Below are 18,364 nucleotides of genomic sequence, written 5' to 3'. Positions count from 1 at the left end.
AGGGTAGTATGGGACTGAAGTGGACCGATAGCCGCGAAATCGGTGAGGCGCTGTATGATGCGTTCCCCGATCTCGATCCTAAGACCGTTCGTTTCACCGATCTTCATCAGTGGATCTGCGATCTTGAGGAATTTGATGACGACCCTGGCGCATCCAATGAAAAAATTCTGGAGGCGATTCTGCTAGTCTGGTTAGATGAAGCAGAGTAAGTCACATAACGGGCTGCCATATGGCGGCCCGTTTGCTAATAAGGATAAATAAAATGACAGAAGCCATGAAAATTACGCTTTCCACGCAACCGGCCGATGCTCGCTGGGGTGAAAAGGCGACATACAGTATTAATAATGACGGCATTACCCTGCACCTTAATGGAAAAGATGATCTGGGGCTTATTCAGAGTGCCGCGCGTAAAATTGATGGTCTGGGTATCAAACATGCCCAACTTGACGGCGAAGGCTGGGATATCGAGCGTAGCTGGGCATTCTGGCAAGGCTACAAAGGGCCTAAAGGCAGCCGCAAAGTTGAATGGGCAACCCTGGATGAGGCGCAGCGCAAAGAGCTGGACAGCCGCCTGAAAATCATTGACTGGGTACGAGACACCATCAATGCCCCGGCAGAAGAGCTTGGCCCGGAACAACTGGCGCAGCGTGCTGTTGACCTGCTGTGCAGCGTGGCGTGTGATAACGTTTCTTATCGCATCACCAAAGGTGAAGATCTGCGCGAACAGAATTATATGGGACTACATACGGTTGGCCGGGGTTCTGAACGCCCGCCGGTACTGCTGGCGCTGGACTACAACCCGACAGGCGATAAAGAAGCGCCTGTCTATGCCTGCCTGGTCGGCAAAGGGATTACCTTTGACTCCGGTGGTTACAGCATCAAACAAAGCGCGTTTATGGACTCCATGAAGTCTGACATGGGCGGTGCGGCAACGGTGACCGGCGCGCTGGCGTTTGCAATCACCCGTGGTCTGAACAAACGTGTGAAGCTGTACCTGTGCTGTGCGGATAACCTGATTAGCGGTAACGCGTTCAAGCTGGGCGATATCATTCGCTATCGCAACGGCAAAAATGTTGAAGTGATGAACACTGACGCTGAAGGGCGTCTGGTACTGGCGGATGGTTTAATTGACGCCAGTGCGCAGAAGCCGGAGCTGATTATTGATGCCGCTACCCTGACAGGTGCAGCGAAAACGGCGTTAGGTAATGATTATCACGCGCTATTCAGCTTTGATGACAAGTTAGCGGCTCGCCTGCTGGCAAGCGCTGCTGAGGAAAACGAACCGTTCTGGCGTCTGCCGCTGGCGGAATTCCACCGGAGTCAGTTGCCGTCTAATTTTGCGGAACTGAATAATACCGGTAGTGCTGCCTATCCAGCAGGTGCGAGTACCGCTGCGGGGTTCCTGTCACACTTCGTCGAAAACTATCAGCAAGGCTGGTTGCATATCGACTGCTCTGCAACTTATCGTAAAGCGCCGGTTGAGCAATGGTCTGCGGGCGCGACCGGGCTGGGTGTACGCACGATTGCTAACCTGTTAACCGCGTAACTTATGACTGTATTGCCGGATGGCGTTTCGCGCATCCGGCTTGCACGTATTCATCCAATTTGTGGTTCTTATGTCTGAAACAAAAAACGAATTAGAAACGTTGCTGGAAAAAGCCGCGACAGAGCCTGCGCATCGTCCGGCATTTTTTCGCACTTTGCTGGAGTCTACCGTCTGGGTACCGGGTACAGCCGCAGAAGGTGAGGCGGTGGTTGAAGACAGTGCGCTGGATTTGCAGCACTGGGAAAAAGAAGACGGCACTACTGTAATCCCGTTTTTCACCTCCCTTGAAGCGCTGCAACAGGCCGTTGAAGATGAGCAGGCGTTTGTCGTCATGCCGGTGCGTACACTGTTTGAAATGACGCTGGGCGAGACGCTGTTTCTCAATGCCAAGCTGCCGACGGGCAAAGAATTTATGCCGCGCGAGATCAGCTTGTTGATGGGAGAGGAAGGCAATCCACTGAGTACCCAGGAAGTACTGGAAGGCGGTGAATCGCTGATCCTCTCTGAAGTCGCGGAGCCTCCTGCGCAGATGATTGACTCGCTGACTACGTTGTTTAAGACCATTAAGCCGGTTAAACGCGCGTTTCTTTGCTCAATTAAAGAAAGTGCAGATGCCCAGCCGAACCTGCTGATTGGCATTGAAGCCGATGGTGATATTGAAGAGATTATTCATGCCACAGGCAGTGTAGCAACGGATACGTTACCGGGTGATGAACCGATTGATATCTGCCAGGTGGTGAAAGGTGAAAAAGGGGTCAGCCACTTTATTACCGAGCACATCGCGCCGTTCTACGAGCGCCGCTGGGGCGGTTTCCTGCGCGATTTTAAACAGAATCGAATTATCTAAAAGATGTTGCCGGATAAGCGAAGTGTTATCCGGCATTTCAAACGTTATGCCGGTTCTACTGGTAAATCGTTGCGCGCTCCCCATTCGCTCCACGCGCCGTCATACAACGCCACGTTGGGGACGCCAAGAGTAGCAAGCGCCAGCACCACGACGGCAGCCGTAACGCCGGAACCACAACTGGCAATGATTGGTCTGTCGAAACTGACGCCGTGGCTAAAGAAAATGGCATCCAGCTCGTCGGTTGTTTTTAATTCCCCGTCACGAACCAGTTCTGTCCACGGTACGTTCAGTGCACCGGGAACATGGCCGCGCTTCAGGCCAGGACGCGGTTCGTCAATCTGCGCATTAAAACGTGCAGCCGGACGGGCATCCACGATCTGTGCCGTTTTTTCATGGCTGGCCAACAGGACATCGGTCACCTTAACTACAGCTTCTGGTGTAAACGCCACGTCAAACTCACCCTCTGGTAAATCAACGATTCCTTCCTGCAGCGGTAGCTCATCACGCTGCCAGCCCGCCAGACCGCCCGCCAGAATAGAGACATTTTCTACGCCAAATGTCCTCAGCATCCACCATGCGCGCGGGGCAGAGAACAGATTGCCTTCGTCGTAGATCACCAAATGTTTATCCTGATGAATACCAGACTCGCGCATGGCGACGGCGAAAGCTTCCGGGCGCGGCATCATATGCGGTAACGGTGATGTATGGTCGGAGAGTGCTTCGATATCAAAAAAGATCGCGCCGGGAATATGGCCAGAACGATACTCTTCGCCAACATCGCGATCTTCCTGTCCTGGCGGTGCCATACGGGCATCAAGAATTTGTATTTCCGGATCGTCAATATGTTCGATAAGCCAGTCGGCAGCGACAAAGAAGGCGGTGGTCATAGGCATCTCCATTTTTACCAGGTTTCGGCAAATTGTCGGATGTTTACCTGAAAGGGACAAGTAAAAGAGGCTGATTTGTCAGGCGGATCCACATTAATCACGAAAATTTAGACTACGCGGACGAGTTACTGGCTTCCACAACTTGAAATCTCACGCATAATAGTTGTTCTACGTAGCTAACAGGCCACTACGGCCAGGGATGAAAAATGAAATATATACGCGTAGCGGCCTGTATGCTGATGTTGGCGCTGGTGGGGTGCGATAATAACGATAAGCCGCCGACGGACGGGAAAAATGATGCACCAGCCCCGCAAACCGCCCCGGCAAAAGATAAGGCCCAGTTACAGAAACTGACGCAGCAAAGTCAGGGTAAGGCGCTGACGCTGCTCGATGCCTCTGAAGTTCAGTTAGACGGTGCGGCGACGTTGGTGCTGACCTTCTCCATTCCGCTCGATCCAGAGCAGGACTTTTCCCGTGTCGTGCACGTTGTTGATAAGAAAAACGGCAAAGTAGATGGTGCCTGGGAACTGGCGCCAAATCTGAAAGAATTGCGTTTACGTCATCTGGAACCTAACCGCGAACTGGTGGTGACCATTGAGCGTAATTTGCTGGCGCTGAATAAGGCAACATTTGGCATCGATTATGAAAAAAACATCACCACGCGCGACGTCCAGCCGAGCGTAGGATTTGCCAGTCGTGGTTCTCTGTTGCCGGGTAAAGTTATCGAAGGGCTGCCGGTGATGGCGCTGAATGTCGATCGTGTGGACGTGAACTTCTTTCGCGTGAAGCCGGAGTCGCTCGGTGCGTTTGTCAGCCAGTGGGAATACCGCAACTCCCTGTCCAACTGGGAGTCAGACAATCTTCTGAAGATGGCCGAACTGGTCTATACCGGGCGCTTTGACCTCAATCCTGCGCGCAATACCCGTGAGAAACTGTTGTTGCCGCTGGGCGATATCAAACCGTTGCAGCAGGCAGGCGTTTACGTTGCGGTGATGAATCAGGCCGGGCATTACAACTACAGCAATGCCGCCACGCTGTTCACCCTCAGCGACATTGGTGTTTCCGCACACCGTTACCACAACCAATTGGATGTCTTTACCCAGAGCCTGGAAAATGGAGCTTCCCAGCAGGGAATTGATGTCACCTTACTGAATGAGAAAGGGCAGACGCTGGCGCAGGCGACCACTGATGCACAGGGACACGTTAAGCTTGAGACCGATAAAGAAGCGGCGTTACTGCTGGCGCGCAAAGACGGGCAAACCACGCTGTTGGAGCTGAAGTTGCCCGCTCTGGATTTGGCTGAATTTGATATTGCGGGCGCGCCGGGATACAGCAAACAGTTCTTCATGTTCGGCCCGCGCGATCTTTATCGTCCTGGTGAAACGGTGATACTTAATGGATTGCTGCGCGACAGCGACGGCAAAACGTTGCCCGATCAACCGATTAAACTGGAAGTGATAAAACCCGATGGACAGGTGTTACGCACTGTAGTCAGCCAGCCAGAGAACGGTCTTTACCGTCTGAGCTGGCCGCTGGACAGTAGCGCGCCAACCGGAATGTGGCATATCCGGGCAAACACCGGGGATAACCATGCGCGGATGTGGGATTTCCACGTCGAAGATTTTATGCCAGAGCGGATGGCGCTCAATCTCACCGCCAGCAAGATGCCGATAGCGCCGACTGACGACGTGAAGTTCTCGGTTGTTGGTTACTATCTGTACGGTGCGCCAGCGAATGGCAATGCTTTGCAGGGACAGCTTTTCCTGCGGCCACAGCGTGAGGCGGTGCCGGCATTGCCAGGATTCCAGTTTGGTAATATTGCCGAAGAAAACCTCTCCCGCAGCCTGGATGAAGTTCAGCTCACGCTGGATGAAAACGGTCGTGGTGAAGTGGTAACGAATAGCCAGTGGCAAGAAGCGCACTCCCCTCTACAGGTTATTTTGCAGGCGAGTTTGCTGGAGTCGGGCGGTCGTCCGGTGACGCGCCGGGTCGAGCAGTCTGTCTGGCCTGCCGATATTCTGCCGGGCATCAGGCCACAATTCGCAGCGAAATCTGTATATGACTACCGTACGGATACCACCGTTAATCAGCCCATTGTTGATGAAGACAGCAATGCAGCTTTTGATGTTGTGTATGCTGATGCCCAGGGATCGAAAAAAGCCGTTTCAGGTTTACAGGTTCGTTTGATTCGTGAACGCCGGGATTACTACTGGAACTGGTCAGAAGGCGAGGGGTGGCAATCACAATTTGATCAAAAGGATCTGGTTGAAGGTGAACAGACGCTGGATCTTAAGGCCGATGAAACCGGTAAGGTTAGCTTCCCGGTTGAGTGGGGGGCTTACCGTCTGGAGGTCAAAGCGCCGAACGATACGGTGAGCAGCGTGCGCTTCTGGGCCGGATACAGCTGGCAGGATAACAGCGATGGTAGCGGTGCGGTGCGTCCCGATCGCGTAACGCTGAAACTGGATAAACCCAACTATCGTCCTGGCGATACCATGAAGTTACACATCGCTGCGCCAACCGCTGGCAAAGGCTACGCGATGGTGGAATCCAGCGAGGGGCCACTGTGGTGGCAAGAGATAGATGTACCTGCTGATGGACTGGATCTCTCTATCCCGGTCGATAAAACCTGGAATCGACACGACCTTTATCTCAGTGCACTGGTAATTCGTCCTGGTGACAAATCGCGTTCTGCAACACCAAAACGCGCAGTCGGATTGCTGCATCTGCCGTTGGGTGATGAAAACCGCCGTCTTGATTTGACGCTGGATAACCCTGCCAAAATGCGTCCAAATCAGCCTCTGGCCGTTAAAGTGAAGGCCAGTGTTAAAAACGGTGCAGTGCCAAAACAAGTTAACGTACTGGTTTCTGCGGTGGACAGCGGAGTGTTGAATATTACGGACTACACCACGCCGGATCCATGGCAGGCGTTTTTCGGGCAGAAACGCTATGGGGCGGATATTTACGATATTTATGGTCAGGTGATCGAAGGGCAGGGCCGTCTGGCGGCGCTGCGTTTTGGTGGCGATGGCGATGAGTTAAAACGTGGCGGTAAACCGCCGGTCAATCACATAAATATCGTGGCACAACAGGCGTTGCCGGTAATACTCAACGATCAGGGTGAAGGCACGGTGACGTTGCCGATTGGTGATTTTAACGGTGAACTGCGGGTGATGGCCCAGGCCTGGACGGCGGATGATTTTGGCAGTAGCGAAAGTAAAGTGATTGTCGCCGCGCCGGTCATTGCCGAACTGAATATGCCGCGCTTTTTAGCCGGAGGGGATAGTTCGCGCCTGACGCTGGATGTGACTAACCTGACTGACAGGCCGCAGACGCTGAATATCAAGCTTACCGCCAGTGGATTACTGGAGCTGATTGGTCAGGCCCCTGCGCCGGTGAATCTTGCCCCGGGAGTGCGTACTACGTTGTTTATCCCGGTGCGGGCGCTGGAAGGGTTTGGCGATGGCGATATTCAGGCGGTTATCAGTGGTCTGGTGTTGCCAGGAGAAACGCTCCCGGCTCAGCATAAGCAGTGGAAGATTGGTGTTCGTCCGGCATTCCCGGCGCAGACCATCAATAATGGCGTGGCGCTGCAACCTGGTGAAACGTGGCAGATCCCAGGGGAGGAACTGATCAATTTTTCCCCTGTAACCATGCAGGGGCAACTACTGTTCAGCGGTAAGCCGCCGCTAAATCTGGCACGCTACATCCGTGAACTAAAAGCCTATCCGTACGGTTGCCTGGAGCAAACGGCAAGCGGATTATTCCCGTCTTTGTATACCAATGCCGCGCAACTGAAGGCGTTAGGGATTGCTGGCGATAGTGATGAGAAGCGTCGTGCAGCGGTTGAGATTGGTATTTCCCGGTTACTGCAAATGCAGCGTGACAACGGAGGTTTTGCTCTGTGGGACAAGAACGGTCCTGAAGAGTACTGGCTGAGCGCGTATGTGATGGATTTCCTCGTTCGCGCTAACGAACAAGGTTACAGCGTTCCGGCAGAAGTGATTAACCGGGGTAACGAACGACTGCTGCGCTATTTGCAGGATCCGGGCATGATGTCGATTCGCTACACCGACGATACACCGGCAAGCAAATTTGCCGTGCAGGCATACGCCGCGCTGGTACTGGCTCGTCAGCAAAAAGCACCGCTTGGCGCACTGCGTGAGATTTGGGAGCGTCGTGCTCAGGCCGCTTCCGGTTTACCGTTGCTGCAACTGGGGATTGCGCTGAAAAACATGGGTGATGCGAATCGCAGTGAACAGGCGTTGACGCTGGCGCTGAATACTCCGCGTCGCGATGCACAACAGTGGATGGCGGATTACGGCAGTCAGCTTCGTGATAATGCACTGATGCTGGCATTGCTGGAAGAGAACAAGCTTAAACCTGATGTGCAGAACACGTTGTTGAATACGTTGTCGGAACAGGCTTTTGGTCAGCGTTGGCTCTCAACTCAGGAAAATAACGCGCTGTTCCTGGCCGCGCGTACCCTACAGGATCTGCCGGGAACCTGGCAGGCGCAGACCTCGCTCTCCGAACAACCGTTGGCAGGTGAAAAATCGAAAACCCATAATCTGGATGCCGACCAGTTATCCACGCTGACGGTAACCAATACGGGGAATCTGCCGCTGTGGCTGCGCCTGGATGTGAGTGGTTATCCGCAAACTTCACCGCTGCCGACAAACAATGTGCTGAGTATTGAGCGTCAGGTGCTGGGTACGGATGGACAAAGTAAATCACTCTCGACGTTGCGTAGTGGGGAACTGGTGCTGGTATGGCTGACGGTGAAAGCTAACCAGAATGTACCGGATGCACTGGTGGTTGATTTACTGCCTGCCGGACTGGAGCTGGAAAACCAGAATCTGGCTAACGGCAGCGCGAGTCTGCAGGACAGCGCAAGCGAAGTGCAGAATCTGCTTAATCAGATGCAGCAGGCGGATATCCAGCACGTTGAATTCCGTGACGATCGCTTTGTCGCTGCAGTGGCTGTCAACGAAGGGCAACCGGTCACGTTGGTGTATCTGGCGCGAGCGGTAACGCCGGGAACGTATCAGGTTCCCGTCCCGCAGGTGGAATCGATGTATGTTCCGCAATGGCGAGCCACCGGTACGGCAGAGGGACCACTGATTGTCAGACCGTAAATGATGCGCTGGGTTGGTAAACGCGGCCGCTGGCTTTGGCTGGCAGCCGCACCGCTTTTGATGGCGGCAGTTGTCTGGGGTGCAGACAAAATCTGGCCACTGCCGCTCACTGAGGTCAACCCGGCACGCGTGGTGGTGGCGCATGACGGTACGCCGCTGTGGCGCTTTGCCGACGCTGAGGGTATCTGGCGTTATCCGGTAACCATTGATGAAGTATCGCCCCGTTACCTTGAGGCGTTGATCAACTATGAAGATCGCTGGTTCTGGAAACATCCCGGCGTCAATCCGTTATCAGTGCTCCGCGCTGCCTGGCAGGATCTCTCGTCGGGGCGAGTGATTTCTGGTGGCAGCACGCTCACCATGCAGGTGGCCAGGCTGCTCGATCCTCATCCGCGCACCTTTGGCGGCAAATTTCGCCAACTCTGGCGCGCACTCCAGCTTGAGTGGCATCTCTCCAAAAATGACATTCTGACACTGTATCTGAACCGTGCGCCGTTTGGCGGCACGCTTCAGGGGGTTGGCGCGGCAAGCTGGGCGTATCTTGGCAAATCACCTGCGCAACTGAGTTACTCCGACGCTGCTTTACTGGCTGTTCTGCCACAGGCACCAAGTCGTCTGCGCCCCGACCGATGGCCGGATCGTGCCGAAGCCGCGCGCAATAAAGTGCTCGAGCGCATGGCGACGCAGGGTATCTGGTCAGCTAAGCAGGTGCAGGAATCCCGTGAAGAACCGGTCTGGCTGGCACCAAGACAGATGCCGCAATTAGCACCATTATTCTCGCGCATGATGTTGGGCAAAAGTCAGCGTGACAAAATTGTGACCACGCTGGATGCAGGACTGCAACGCCAACTGGAAGAACTGGCGCAAAACTGGAAAGGACGGCTTCCGGCGCGCAGTTCGCTGGCAATGATTGTCGTTGATCATACCGATATGAGCGTCCGTGGCTGGGTGGGGTCAGTGGATATGAATGACGACGCTCGCTTTGGTCATGTGGATATGGTGAATGCGATTCGCTCGCCAGGCTCGGTGCTTAAACCCTTTGTCTATGGTCTGGCGTTGGATGAGGGACTGATTCATCCGGCTTCCCTGTTGCAGGACGTACCGCGACGTACAGGAGATTATCGTCCCGGTAATTTTGACAGCGGTTTTCATGGCCCAGTGAGCATGAGCGAGGCGTTGGTACGTTCGCTGAATTTACCTGCCGTCCAGGTGCTTGAAGCCTATGGCCCGAAGCGATTTGCCGCTAAATTGCGTAACGTCGGTTTACCGTTGTACTTACCAACCGGAGCGGCGCCGAATCTTTCGTTGATCCTGGGAGGCGCAGGTGCAAGGCTTGAGGACATGGCGGCGGCGTACAGCGTATTTGCCCGGCATGGCAAAGCGGGGACATTGCGCTTGCAACCAGACGACCCACTGCTGGAACGTCCGCTGATGTCACCGGGGGCGGCATGGATCATTCGTCGGATTATGGCGGATGAAGCCCAGCCGTTACCGGATAATGCCCTGAGCAGAGTTGTGCCGCTGGCATGGAAAACCGGTACCAGCTACGGCTATCGCGATGCGTGGGCGATTGGTGTTAACGCGCGATATGTGATGGGTATCTGGACTGGCAGACCGGATGGTACTCCGGTGGTCGGGCAATTCGGTTTTGCCAGTGCTGTGCCTTTGCTGAATCAGGTTAATAATCTGCTGCTGGCGCGCGGGGCGAATCAGCCTGAAGATCCACGTCCAGATTCTGTCAGCCGTGGTGTGGTGTGCTGGCCTGGGGGGCAATCGCTTCCAGCCGGTGATAGCAACTGTCGTCGTCGTTTAGCCACCTGGCTACTGGATGGCAGCCAACCGCCCACGCTGTTATTACCTGAGCAGGAAGGGGTCAGTGGTATCCGTTTTCCAGTCTGGTTAGATGAGGCGGGAAAACGAGTGGCTGCGGATTGCGAACAGGCGCATGAACAAACGTTAATCGTCTGGCCTTTACCACTGGAATCCTGGCTACCACCTTCTGAACGCCGTACTGCGCGGCTACCGCCAGTTTCATCAATTTGCCCTCCGCTGGGACAGGACGCTTTGTTACCGCTCCAGTTGACAGGTGTGCGTGATGGCGCGATTGTGAAGCGCTTACCCGGTTCACCGGAGGTCTCAGTACCGGTGTATATCAGCGGTGGAGCAGGTGAGCGCTGGTGGTTTCTTAACGGCGAGCGACTGGAGGAGCGAGGACGCTCTCTTACCTTGCGGTTGGCGGTTAAAGGGGAATATCAGTTGCTGGTCATGGATGATGCCGGGCAGGTTACGGCGGTGAGATTTTCTTTGCAATAGATTCGTTTGATAGCGGTTGTTGCTAAAATTCATCTTATTTTAAAGAAATGTTACCTTCGTCAATAGTCAACCGCCGGGATGCTCTTTATAATCCGCGCCAGGTAAACCACAACAAAACATCTTTTTTCAGAGGTAATCATGGCTATTGAACGTACTTTTTCCATCATCAAACCAAATGCGGTGGCAAAAAACGTTATTGGGAACATCTTTGCGCGCTTTGAAGCTGCAGGGTTCAAAATTGTCGGTACTAAAATGCTGCACCTGACCGTTGAGCAGGCTCGTGGTTTCTATGCCGAGCACGACGGTAAGCCGTTCTTTGACGGTCTGGTTGAATTCATGACCTCTGGTCCAATTGTTGTTTCCGTGCTGGAAAGCGAGAATGCCGTCCAGCGTCATCGTGATCTGCTGGGCGCTACCAATCCGGCGAATGCGCTGGCGGGTACCCTGCGTGCGGACTACGCTGACAGTTTCACCGAGAACGGCACTCACGGTTCCGACTCGGTAGAATCTGCCGCGCGCGAAATTGCCTATTTCTTCGGTGAAGGCGAAGTGTGCGCTCGTACTCGTTAATTTAACGGGTTCGTTTACATATTATTTTCGCTAATGCTTCGTGCAAACGTGGCATCCCTGCGCCAGACTTTGTACAATGCAACGCCCCGGAAGAGCAGACCGCTTGCCGGGGCGTTTCTTTTTAACCCTCCACGGGCCATAACGTGTAACAACGAGGCCGGAAAATATTATGTCTGAATTAGTTAACACCTCTGAAGTCGCCATTGCTGCGGTTCCAAATAAAAATGGAAAAATTAACCTGCTGGATCTGAACCGTCAGCAGATGCGCGAATTCTTCAAAGAGATGGGCGAAAAGCCGTTTCGTGCCGATCAGGTCATGAAATGGATGTACCACTATTGCAGCGACAACTTTGATGACATGACTGACATCAATAAGGTGCTGCGTAACAAGCTGAAAGAAGTGGCTGAAATTCGTGCGCCTGAAGTTGTTGAAGAACAACGTTCGTCTGATGGCACCATCAAATGGGCCATCGCGGTTGGCGATCAGCGCGTTGAAACGGTCTACATCCCGGAAGATGACCGCGCTACCCTGTGTGTTTCTTCACAGGTTGGTTGTGCGTTAGAGTGCAAATTCTGCTCTACGGCTCAGCAGGGCTTTAACCGCAACCTGCGAGTATCGGAAATCATTGGTCAGGTCTGGCGCGCGGCGAAGATCGTCGGGGCGGTGAAAGCGACGGGCGTGCGCCCGATTACCAACGTAGTGATGATGGGCATGGGTGAACCGCTGCTCAATCTGACTAATGTGGTACCGGCAATGGAAATCATGCTTGATGATTTCGGTTTTGGCCTGTCAAAACGCCGCGTGACGCTGTCTACTTCAGGCGTTGTACCTGCGCTGGATAAGCTGGGTGATATGATTGACGTTGCGCTGGCGATCTCTTTGCATGCGCCGAACGATGAAATTCGTGACGAGATTGTGCCGATCAACAAAAAATACAATATTGAAACGTTCCTGGGGGCTGTGCGTCGTTATCTGGAGAAATCCAATGCGAACCAGGGGCGCGTTACGATTGAGTATGTGATGTTGGATCACATCAACGATGGTACCGAACATGCCCATCAGCTTGCCGAACTGCTGAAAGATACGCCGTGTAAGATCAACCTGATCCCATGGAACCCGTTCCCTGGCGCGCCGTATGGCCGTAGCTCCAATAGCCGTATCGATCGTTTCTCCAAAGTGTTGATGAGCTATGGTTTCACGACCATTGTGCGTAAAACACGTGGTGACGACATTGATGCAGCCTGTGGTCAGCTGGCGGGTGATGTTATTGACCGCACCAAGCGTACTCTGCGTAAGCGTATGCAGGGTGAGTCTATCGATATCAAGACCGTTTGATGTTGAGCGCACTACGGTATAATTAATGTGCCGTAGTGCGATATAAGTACATGAGGTTCTTTGTTGTCGCTGCCTCGACAATAATAACGGTGCGTTTTTGTCGACTTTAAGGCAGTATGTAGCGGCGCAACAAGAGTTTAGCCCTCAGGTTTACGCTGTTTTGTCATTGATAGTCAGACCGTTTTATACTGTCAGACTAAGGTTAACTGACCAGATGTTTCGCGGTGTGGGTGAGCATTGTGACTCACCGGCATCAGAACCCCAATTTACGCAGCTGTAGCGAATGAATACTGAAGCCACGCACGACAAAAATGAAGCACTAACCACCGGCGTTCGTCTGCGCAATGCCCGTGAACAACTCGGATTCAGCCAGCAGGCAGTCGCGGAGCGACTTTGCCTGAAGGTTTCCACGGTACGTGATATTGAAGAAGATAAGGCGCCAGCCGATCTTGCTTCAACATTCCTGCGTGGATATATCCGTTCCTATGCGCGTCTGGTGCATATTCCTGAAGAAGAACTGTTGCCAGGGCTGGAAAAACAGGCTCCGATTCGCCCAGCCAAAGTTGCCCCGATGCAAAGCTTTTCGCTGGGTAAACGTCGTAAAAAACGTGACGGCTGGTTAATGACCTTTACCTGGCTGGTGCTGTTCGTCGTTGTAGGACTGACAGGTGCCTGGTGGTGGCAGAACCATAAAGCGCAGCAGGAAGAGATCACCACGATGGCCGATCAGTCTTCTGCTGAGTTGAATGCCGGTAAAGATAATGCACAAAGCGTGCCGCTGGATACCAGCGCAGCAGCAAGCCAGGATAATACCCCGGCTCAGGAAGAGAGTGCAGTAGCCGGTTCAGCGCAAACGCCTGATGCTGCTACGACACCAGCACCTGCTACAGATGCTTCGCAAAATGCTGTTGTGGCACCTTCCCAGGCGAATGTTGATACTGCGACCACAGCCCCCGTTGCGCCAGATACAGCTGCGCCGTTGCCTACTGATCAGGCGGGTGTCACAACACCTGCTGCTGATGCTAATGCCCTGGTAATGAACTTTACCGCCGACTGCTGGCTGGAAGTTACGGACGCGACCGGTAAAAAACTGTTTAGCGGCATGCAGCGTAAAGATGGCAATTTAAATCTTACCGGCCAGGCACCGTACAAACTGAAAATTGGTGCTCCGGCAGCAGTGCAGATTCAGTATCAGGGTAAACCTGTCGACCTGAGTCGTTTTATCAGAACTAACCAGGTTGCGCGTCTGACCGTTAATGCCGAACAATCACCGGCTCAGTAACAGACGGCAATGCGGGAGATTTTTTAATGCATAACCAGGCTCCAATTCAACGTAGAAAATCGACACGCATTTACGTTGGGAATGTGCCGATTGGCGATGGCGCACCCATCGCCGTACAGTCTATGACGAACACACGCACCACTGATGTGGCGGCGACGGTCAATCAAATCAAAGCGCTGGAACGCGTAGGCGCTGACATTGTTCGTGTCTCAGTACCGACAATGGATGCAGCCGAAGCGTTCAAGCTCATCAAACAGCAGGTATCTGTCCCGCTGGTTGCCGATATTCACTTCGACTATCGCATTGCGCTGAAGGTGGCGGAATACGGCGTCGATTGCTTGCGTATCAACCCTGGCAATATTGGTAACGAAGAGCGTATCCGCATGGTGGTGGATTGCGCTCGTGATAAAAATATTCCTATCCGTATTGGCGTAAATGCCGGATCGCTGGAAAAAGATCTACAGGAAAAATACGGCGAACCTACGCCGCAGGCGTTGCTGGAATCAGCTATGCGTCATGTGGATCATCTCGATCGTCTGAACTTCGACCAGTTCAAGGTCAGCGTTAAAGCTTCGGACGTTTTCCTCGCGGTAGAATCCTATCGTCTGCTGGCGAAACAGATCGATCAGCCGTTGCATCTTGGGATCACCGAAGCCGGTGGCGCGCGCAGTGGTTCGGTTAAATCTGCGATCGGGCTTGGATTGTTGTTGTCCGAAGGGATCGGCGACACGCTGCGAGTCTCTCTGGCAGCCGATCCGGTCGAAGAGATCAAAGTGGGATTCGATATTCTGAAATCGCTGCGCATCCGCGCGCGCGGGATCAACTTTATCGCCTGTCCAACCTGTTCCCGTCAGGAATTTGACGTCATTGGTACGGTTAACGCGCTGGAGCAACGTCTGGAAGATATCATCACGCCAATGGATGTTTCGATTATCGGTTGTGTGGTAAATGGACCTGGTGAAGCACTGGTTTCGACGCTGGGCGTGACCGGCGGCAACAAGAAAAGCGGCCTGTATGAAGACGGAGTGCGTAAGGATCGTATCGATAACGACGATATGATTACGCAGCTTGAAGCCCGCATTCGTGCCAAAGCCAGCATTCTGGATGAAACGCGTCGAATTGATGTGCAGCAGGTTGAAAAATAATAACGTGATGGGAAGCGGCGTGCTTCCCGTGTATGATTGAACCCGCATGGCGCCCGTAGTATTCGGGTTAGCGTTGAGGGTTCATTTTTATATTCATAAAGAGAATAAACGTGGCAAAAAACATTCAAGCCATTCGCGGCATGAACGATTATCTGCCTGGCGAAACCGCCATCTGGCAGCGCATTGAAGGCACACTCAAAAACGTGCTCGGTAGCTACGGTTACAGTGAAATCCGCTTGCCGATTGTAGAGCAGACCCCGTTATTCAAACGTGCGATCGGTGAAGTTACCGACGTGGTTGAAAAAGAGATGTATACCTTTGAGGACCGTAATGGCGACAGCCTGACTCTGCGTCCTGAAGGAACCGCGGGCTGCGTACGCGCCGGCATCGAACATGGTCTCCTGTACAATCAGGAACAGCGTCTGTGGTACATCGGGCCGATGTTCCGTCACGAACGTCCGCAAAAAGGACGCTATCGCCAATTCCATCAGTTGGGTGTCGAAGTGTTTGGCCTGCAAGGTCCGGACATCGATGCAGAGCTGATTATGCTGACAGCTCGCTGGTGGCGCGCGCTGGGTATATCCGAGCATGTTAGCCTGGAGCTGAACTCTATCGGTTCACTCGAAGCGCGTGCAAATTACCGCGATGCACTGGTGGCCTACCTGGAGCAGCATAAAGAAAAGCTGGACGAAGACTGTAAGCGTCGCATGTATACCAATCCGCTGCGCGTGCTGGACTCTAAAAACCCTGAAGTACAGGCCCTGCTTAATGATGCTCCTGCACTGGGTGACTACCTGGATGACGACTCTCGCGAGCATTTCGCGGGTCTGTGCAAGCTGCTTGAATCTGCTGGAATTGCCTACACCGTTAACCAGCGCCTGGTTCGTGGCCTCGACTACTACAACCGCACCGTGTTTGAATGGGTAACCAGCAGCCTGGGTTCGCAGGGTACCGTGTGTGCGGGTGGACGTTACGATGGCCTGGTAGAGCAACTTGGCGGTCGTGCGACTCCGGCAGTGGGTTTTGCCATGGGTCTGGAACGACTTGTTTTGTTAGTTCAGGCAGTTAATCCGGAATTTATTGCTTCCCCTGTTGTCGATATATACCTGGTCGCTTCGGGTGTGGATACACAGTCGGCGGCAATGACGCTGGCTGAACGTCTGCGTGATGAAGTTCCCGGTGTGAAACTGATGACCAACCACGGTGGCGGCAACTTTAAGAAACAGTTTGCCCGCGCCGATAAGTGGGGCGCCCGCGTTGCACTGGTACTGGGTGAGTCCGAGGTGGCTGACGGTACTGTTGTAGTGAAGGATTTGCGCTCTGGGGAGCAAACGGCAGTAGCGCAGGATAGCGTTGCCACGCATTTGCGCACTTTACTGGGCTAAGGAGAAGGACAGCGTGGAAATTTACGAGAACGAAAACGACCAGGTTGATGCGGTTAAACGCTTCTTTGCTGAAAACGGCAAAGCACTGGCTGTTGGGGTAATTTTAGGGGTTGGCGCGCTGGTCGGCTGGCGTTACTGGACCAGCCATCAGACGGAGTCCGCACGCTCTGCTTCTCTGGCATATCAAAATACGGTGACTGCGGTAAGCGCAGGTAAACCGGATAGTATTCCTGCCGCAGAGAAATTTGCCGCGGAGAACAAAAATACATACGGCGCGTTAGCTTCAATGGAACTTGCGCAGCAGTTTGTTGACCAAAATGAACTTGAGAAAGCCGCTACCCAATTGCAACAAGGACTGGCGGCCACCAGCGATGAGAATCTCAAAGCGGTGATTAATCTGCGTCTTGCACGCGTGCAGGTTCAGCTTAAACAAGCCGATACTGCGCTGAAAACACTCGATGCTGTTAAAGGCGAAGGGTGGGTGGCTATCGTGGCCGATCTGCGTGGTGAAGCGTTGCTGAGCAAAGGCGATAAACAAGGTGCGCGTAGCGCATGGGAAGCTGGCGTGAAAAGCGATGCCTCTCCTGCTCTGAGCGAAATGATGCAGATGAAAATCAATAATTTGTCCATCTGAGAGGGACCCGATGCAATTGCGTAAATTACTTCTGCCAGGGCTGCTTTCCGTTACCCTATTGAGCGGCTGTTCACTGTTTAGTGGCGAAGAAGATGTCGTTAAGATGTCCCCATTACCGGTGGTCGAAAATCAGTTTACTCCGTCTACAGCCTGGAGCACCTCTGTAGGCAACGGTATTGGTGATTTCTATTCTAATCTTCATCCTGCGCTGGCGGATGACGTCGTTTATGCTGCCGATCGTACTGGTGTAGTTAAAGCATTGAACGCGGCCGATGGTAAAGAAGTCTGGTCCGTCAATCTGGCGGAGAAAGACGGCTGGTTCTCCAGAACGTCAGCACAGCTTTCCGGTGGTGTGACGGTATCCGGTGGTCATGTTTATATCGGTAGCGAAAAAGCACAGGTTTACGCATTGAATACCAGCGATGGTACTACGGCGTGGCAGACGAAAGTCGCCGGTGAAGCCCTGTCTCGTCCGGTTGTCAGCGATGGCGTGGTGCTGATTCATACCAGCAATGGTCAACTACAGGCGTTAAATGAAGCGGATGGTGCCATTAAATGGACCGTTAACCTGGACATGCCTTCCCTTTCTTTACGCGGCGAGTCAGCCCCAGCAACCGCTTTTGGCGCAGCCATTGTGGGTGGGGATAACGGTCGTGTGAGTGCCGTGCTGATGCAGCAAGGCCAGATGATTTGGCAGCAGCGTATTTCTCAGGCAACGGGTCCAACTGAAATCGATCGTCTGAGTGACGTTGATACCACGCCGGTTATCGTCAATGGCGTTGTTTACGCCCTGGCTTATAATGGTAACCTGACGGCGCTTGATCTGCGCAGCGGTCAGATTATGTGGAAACGCGAATTGGGGTCAGTGAATGACTTCATCGTTGATGGAAACCGTATCTATCTGGTTGATCAGAATGACCGCGTGCTGGCGTTAACTACTGACGGCGGCGTAACGCTGTGGACGCAAAGCGATCTGCTGCACCGTCTGCTGACGTCTCCGGTGCTGTACAATGGCAACTTAGTCGTGGGTGATAGCGAAGGCTATCTGCACTGGATTAACGTTGATGACGGTCGTTTTGTGGCCCAGCAGAAAGTTGATAGCTCAGGCTTCCTGACCGAACCTGTTTCGGCTGATGGTAAACTGCTCATCCAGGCGAAAGACGGTACGCTGTATTCCATTACGCGTTAATCGTCCCGGCCGCTCGCTTTGAAAAACGGCTCCTGGTGCAGGGGCCGTTTTACTGTTTTTAACAACGGCGCAAAAATGCGTCCGTTGTCTGA

Annotated in this window: 13 protein-coding genes; 12 read left to right on the top strand and 1 reads right to left on the bottom strand. The window is 53.4% G+C overall.

The annotated features are described in order from the left end of the window. Nucleotides 1-8: 8 nt before the first annotated feature. The 3 genes from iscX to sseB all read left to right on the top strand — a co-directional run bounded on the left by iscX (nt 9) and on the right by sseB (nt 2,393). The gene (gene iscX / locus OGY01_RS01250; RefSeq protein ID WP_045446157.1) at nt 9-209 is read left to right on the top strand and encodes a Fe-S cluster assembly protein IscX; all 201 of its coding nucleotides are present in this window, start codon (nt 9-11) and stop codon (nt 207-209) included. Between the two features lie 53 nt (nt 210-262). After that, nucleotides 263-1,546 (top strand): aminopeptidase PepB, encoded by a 1,284-nt coding sequence (gene pepB / locus OGY01_RS01245; protein ID WP_286492280.1) that lies wholly within the window; start codon nt 263-265, stop codon nt 1,544-1,546. Nucleotides 1,547-1,616: 70 nt separating this feature from the next. Further along, a complete protein-coding gene (gene sseB / locus OGY01_RS01240; RefSeq protein ID WP_286492278.1) occupies nt 1,617-2,393 on the top strand; it encodes an enhanced serine sensitivity protein SseB in 777 nt (258 codons plus the stop codon). 44 nt (nt 2,394-2,437) lie between these two features. On the opposite strand, the gene sseA is transcribed toward sseB, so the two are convergent. Next, on the bottom strand, nt 2,438-3,280 hold the full coding sequence (sseA, locus tag OGY01_RS01235) for a 3-mercaptopyruvate sulfurtransferase (protein ID WP_045446151.1): 843 nt from the start codon (nt 3,278-3,280) through the stop codon (nt 2,438-2,440). Nucleotides 3,281-3,486: 206 nt separating this feature from the next. Between sseA and OGY01_RS01230 the strand changes: the two genes are divergently transcribed. The 9 genes from OGY01_RS01230 (at nt 3,487) to bamB (ending at nt 18,272) form a co-directional block, all read left to right on the top strand. Further along, nucleotides 3,487-8,418, top strand: coding sequence for an alpha-2-macroglobulin family protein (locus OGY01_RS01230; protein ID WP_286492276.1), 4,932 nt, complete (start codon nt 3,487-3,489; stop codon nt 8,416-8,418). Beyond that, on the top strand, nt 8,419-10,731 hold the full coding sequence (gene pbpC, locus OGY01_RS01225) for a peptidoglycan glycosyltransferase PbpC (protein WP_286492275.1): 2,313 nt from the start codon (nt 8,419-8,421) through the stop codon (nt 10,729-10,731). A 138-nt stretch (nt 10,732-10,869) separates the two neighbouring features. Further along, nucleotides 10,870-11,301, top strand: a complete 432-nt coding sequence (gene ndk / locus OGY01_RS01220) for a nucleoside-diphosphate kinase (RefSeq protein ID WP_045446143.1) — start codon at nt 10,870-10,872, stop codon at nt 11,299-11,301. 169 nt (nt 11,302-11,470) lie between these two features. Further along, nucleotides 11,471-12,637 (top strand): dual-specificity RNA methyltransferase RlmN, encoded by a 1,167-nt coding sequence (rlmN, locus tag OGY01_RS01215; protein WP_045446140.1) that lies wholly within the window; start codon nt 11,471-11,473, stop codon nt 12,635-12,637. 283 nt (nt 12,638-12,920) lie between these two features. Beyond that, a complete protein-coding gene (rodZ, locus tag OGY01_RS01210) occupies nt 12,921-13,919 on the top strand; it encodes a cytoskeleton protein RodZ (protein WP_286492274.1) in 999 nt (332 codons plus the stop codon). 26 nt (nt 13,920-13,945) lie between these two features. Continuing rightward, nucleotides 13,946-15,064: a flavodoxin-dependent (E)-4-hydroxy-3-methylbut-2-enyl-diphosphate synthase gene (gene ispG / locus OGY01_RS01205; protein ID WP_048220829.1), complete on the top strand. Its 1,119-nt coding sequence runs from the start codon at nt 13,946-13,948 to the stop codon at nt 15,062-15,064. 110 nt (nt 15,065-15,174) lie between these two features. Continuing rightward, nucleotides 15,175-16,449 carry a histidine--tRNA ligase gene (hisS, locus tag OGY01_RS01200; RefSeq protein WP_045446131.1) on the top strand — a complete coding sequence of 425 codons (1,275 nt, stop codon included), beginning with the start codon at nt 15,175-15,177 and terminating at the stop codon, nt 16,447-16,449. A 13-nt stretch (nt 16,450-16,462) separates the two neighbouring features. Continuing rightward, entirely contained in the window at nt 16,463-17,083 is a 621-nt protein-coding gene (locus tag OGY01_RS01195) for a YfgM family protein (RefSeq protein ID WP_045446128.1), read from the top strand. A 10-nt stretch (nt 17,084-17,093) separates the two neighbouring features. Then, the gene (gene bamB / locus OGY01_RS01190) at nt 17,094-18,272 is read left to right on the top strand and encodes an outer membrane protein assembly factor BamB (RefSeq protein WP_045446125.1); all 1,179 of its coding nucleotides are present in this window, start codon (nt 17,094-17,096) and stop codon (nt 18,270-18,272) included. The last annotated feature ends 92 nt before the right edge of the window (nt 18,273-18,364 follow it).

Source organism: Citrobacter sp. Cm038, assembly GCF_030333105.1.
Lineage (GTDB): Bacteria > Pseudomonadota > Gammaproteobacteria > Enterobacterales > Enterobacteriaceae > Citrobacter > Citrobacter murliniae.
Note: the sequence above shows the minus strand (reverse complement) of the source record. Positions and strands in the feature narration are given on the sequence as shown.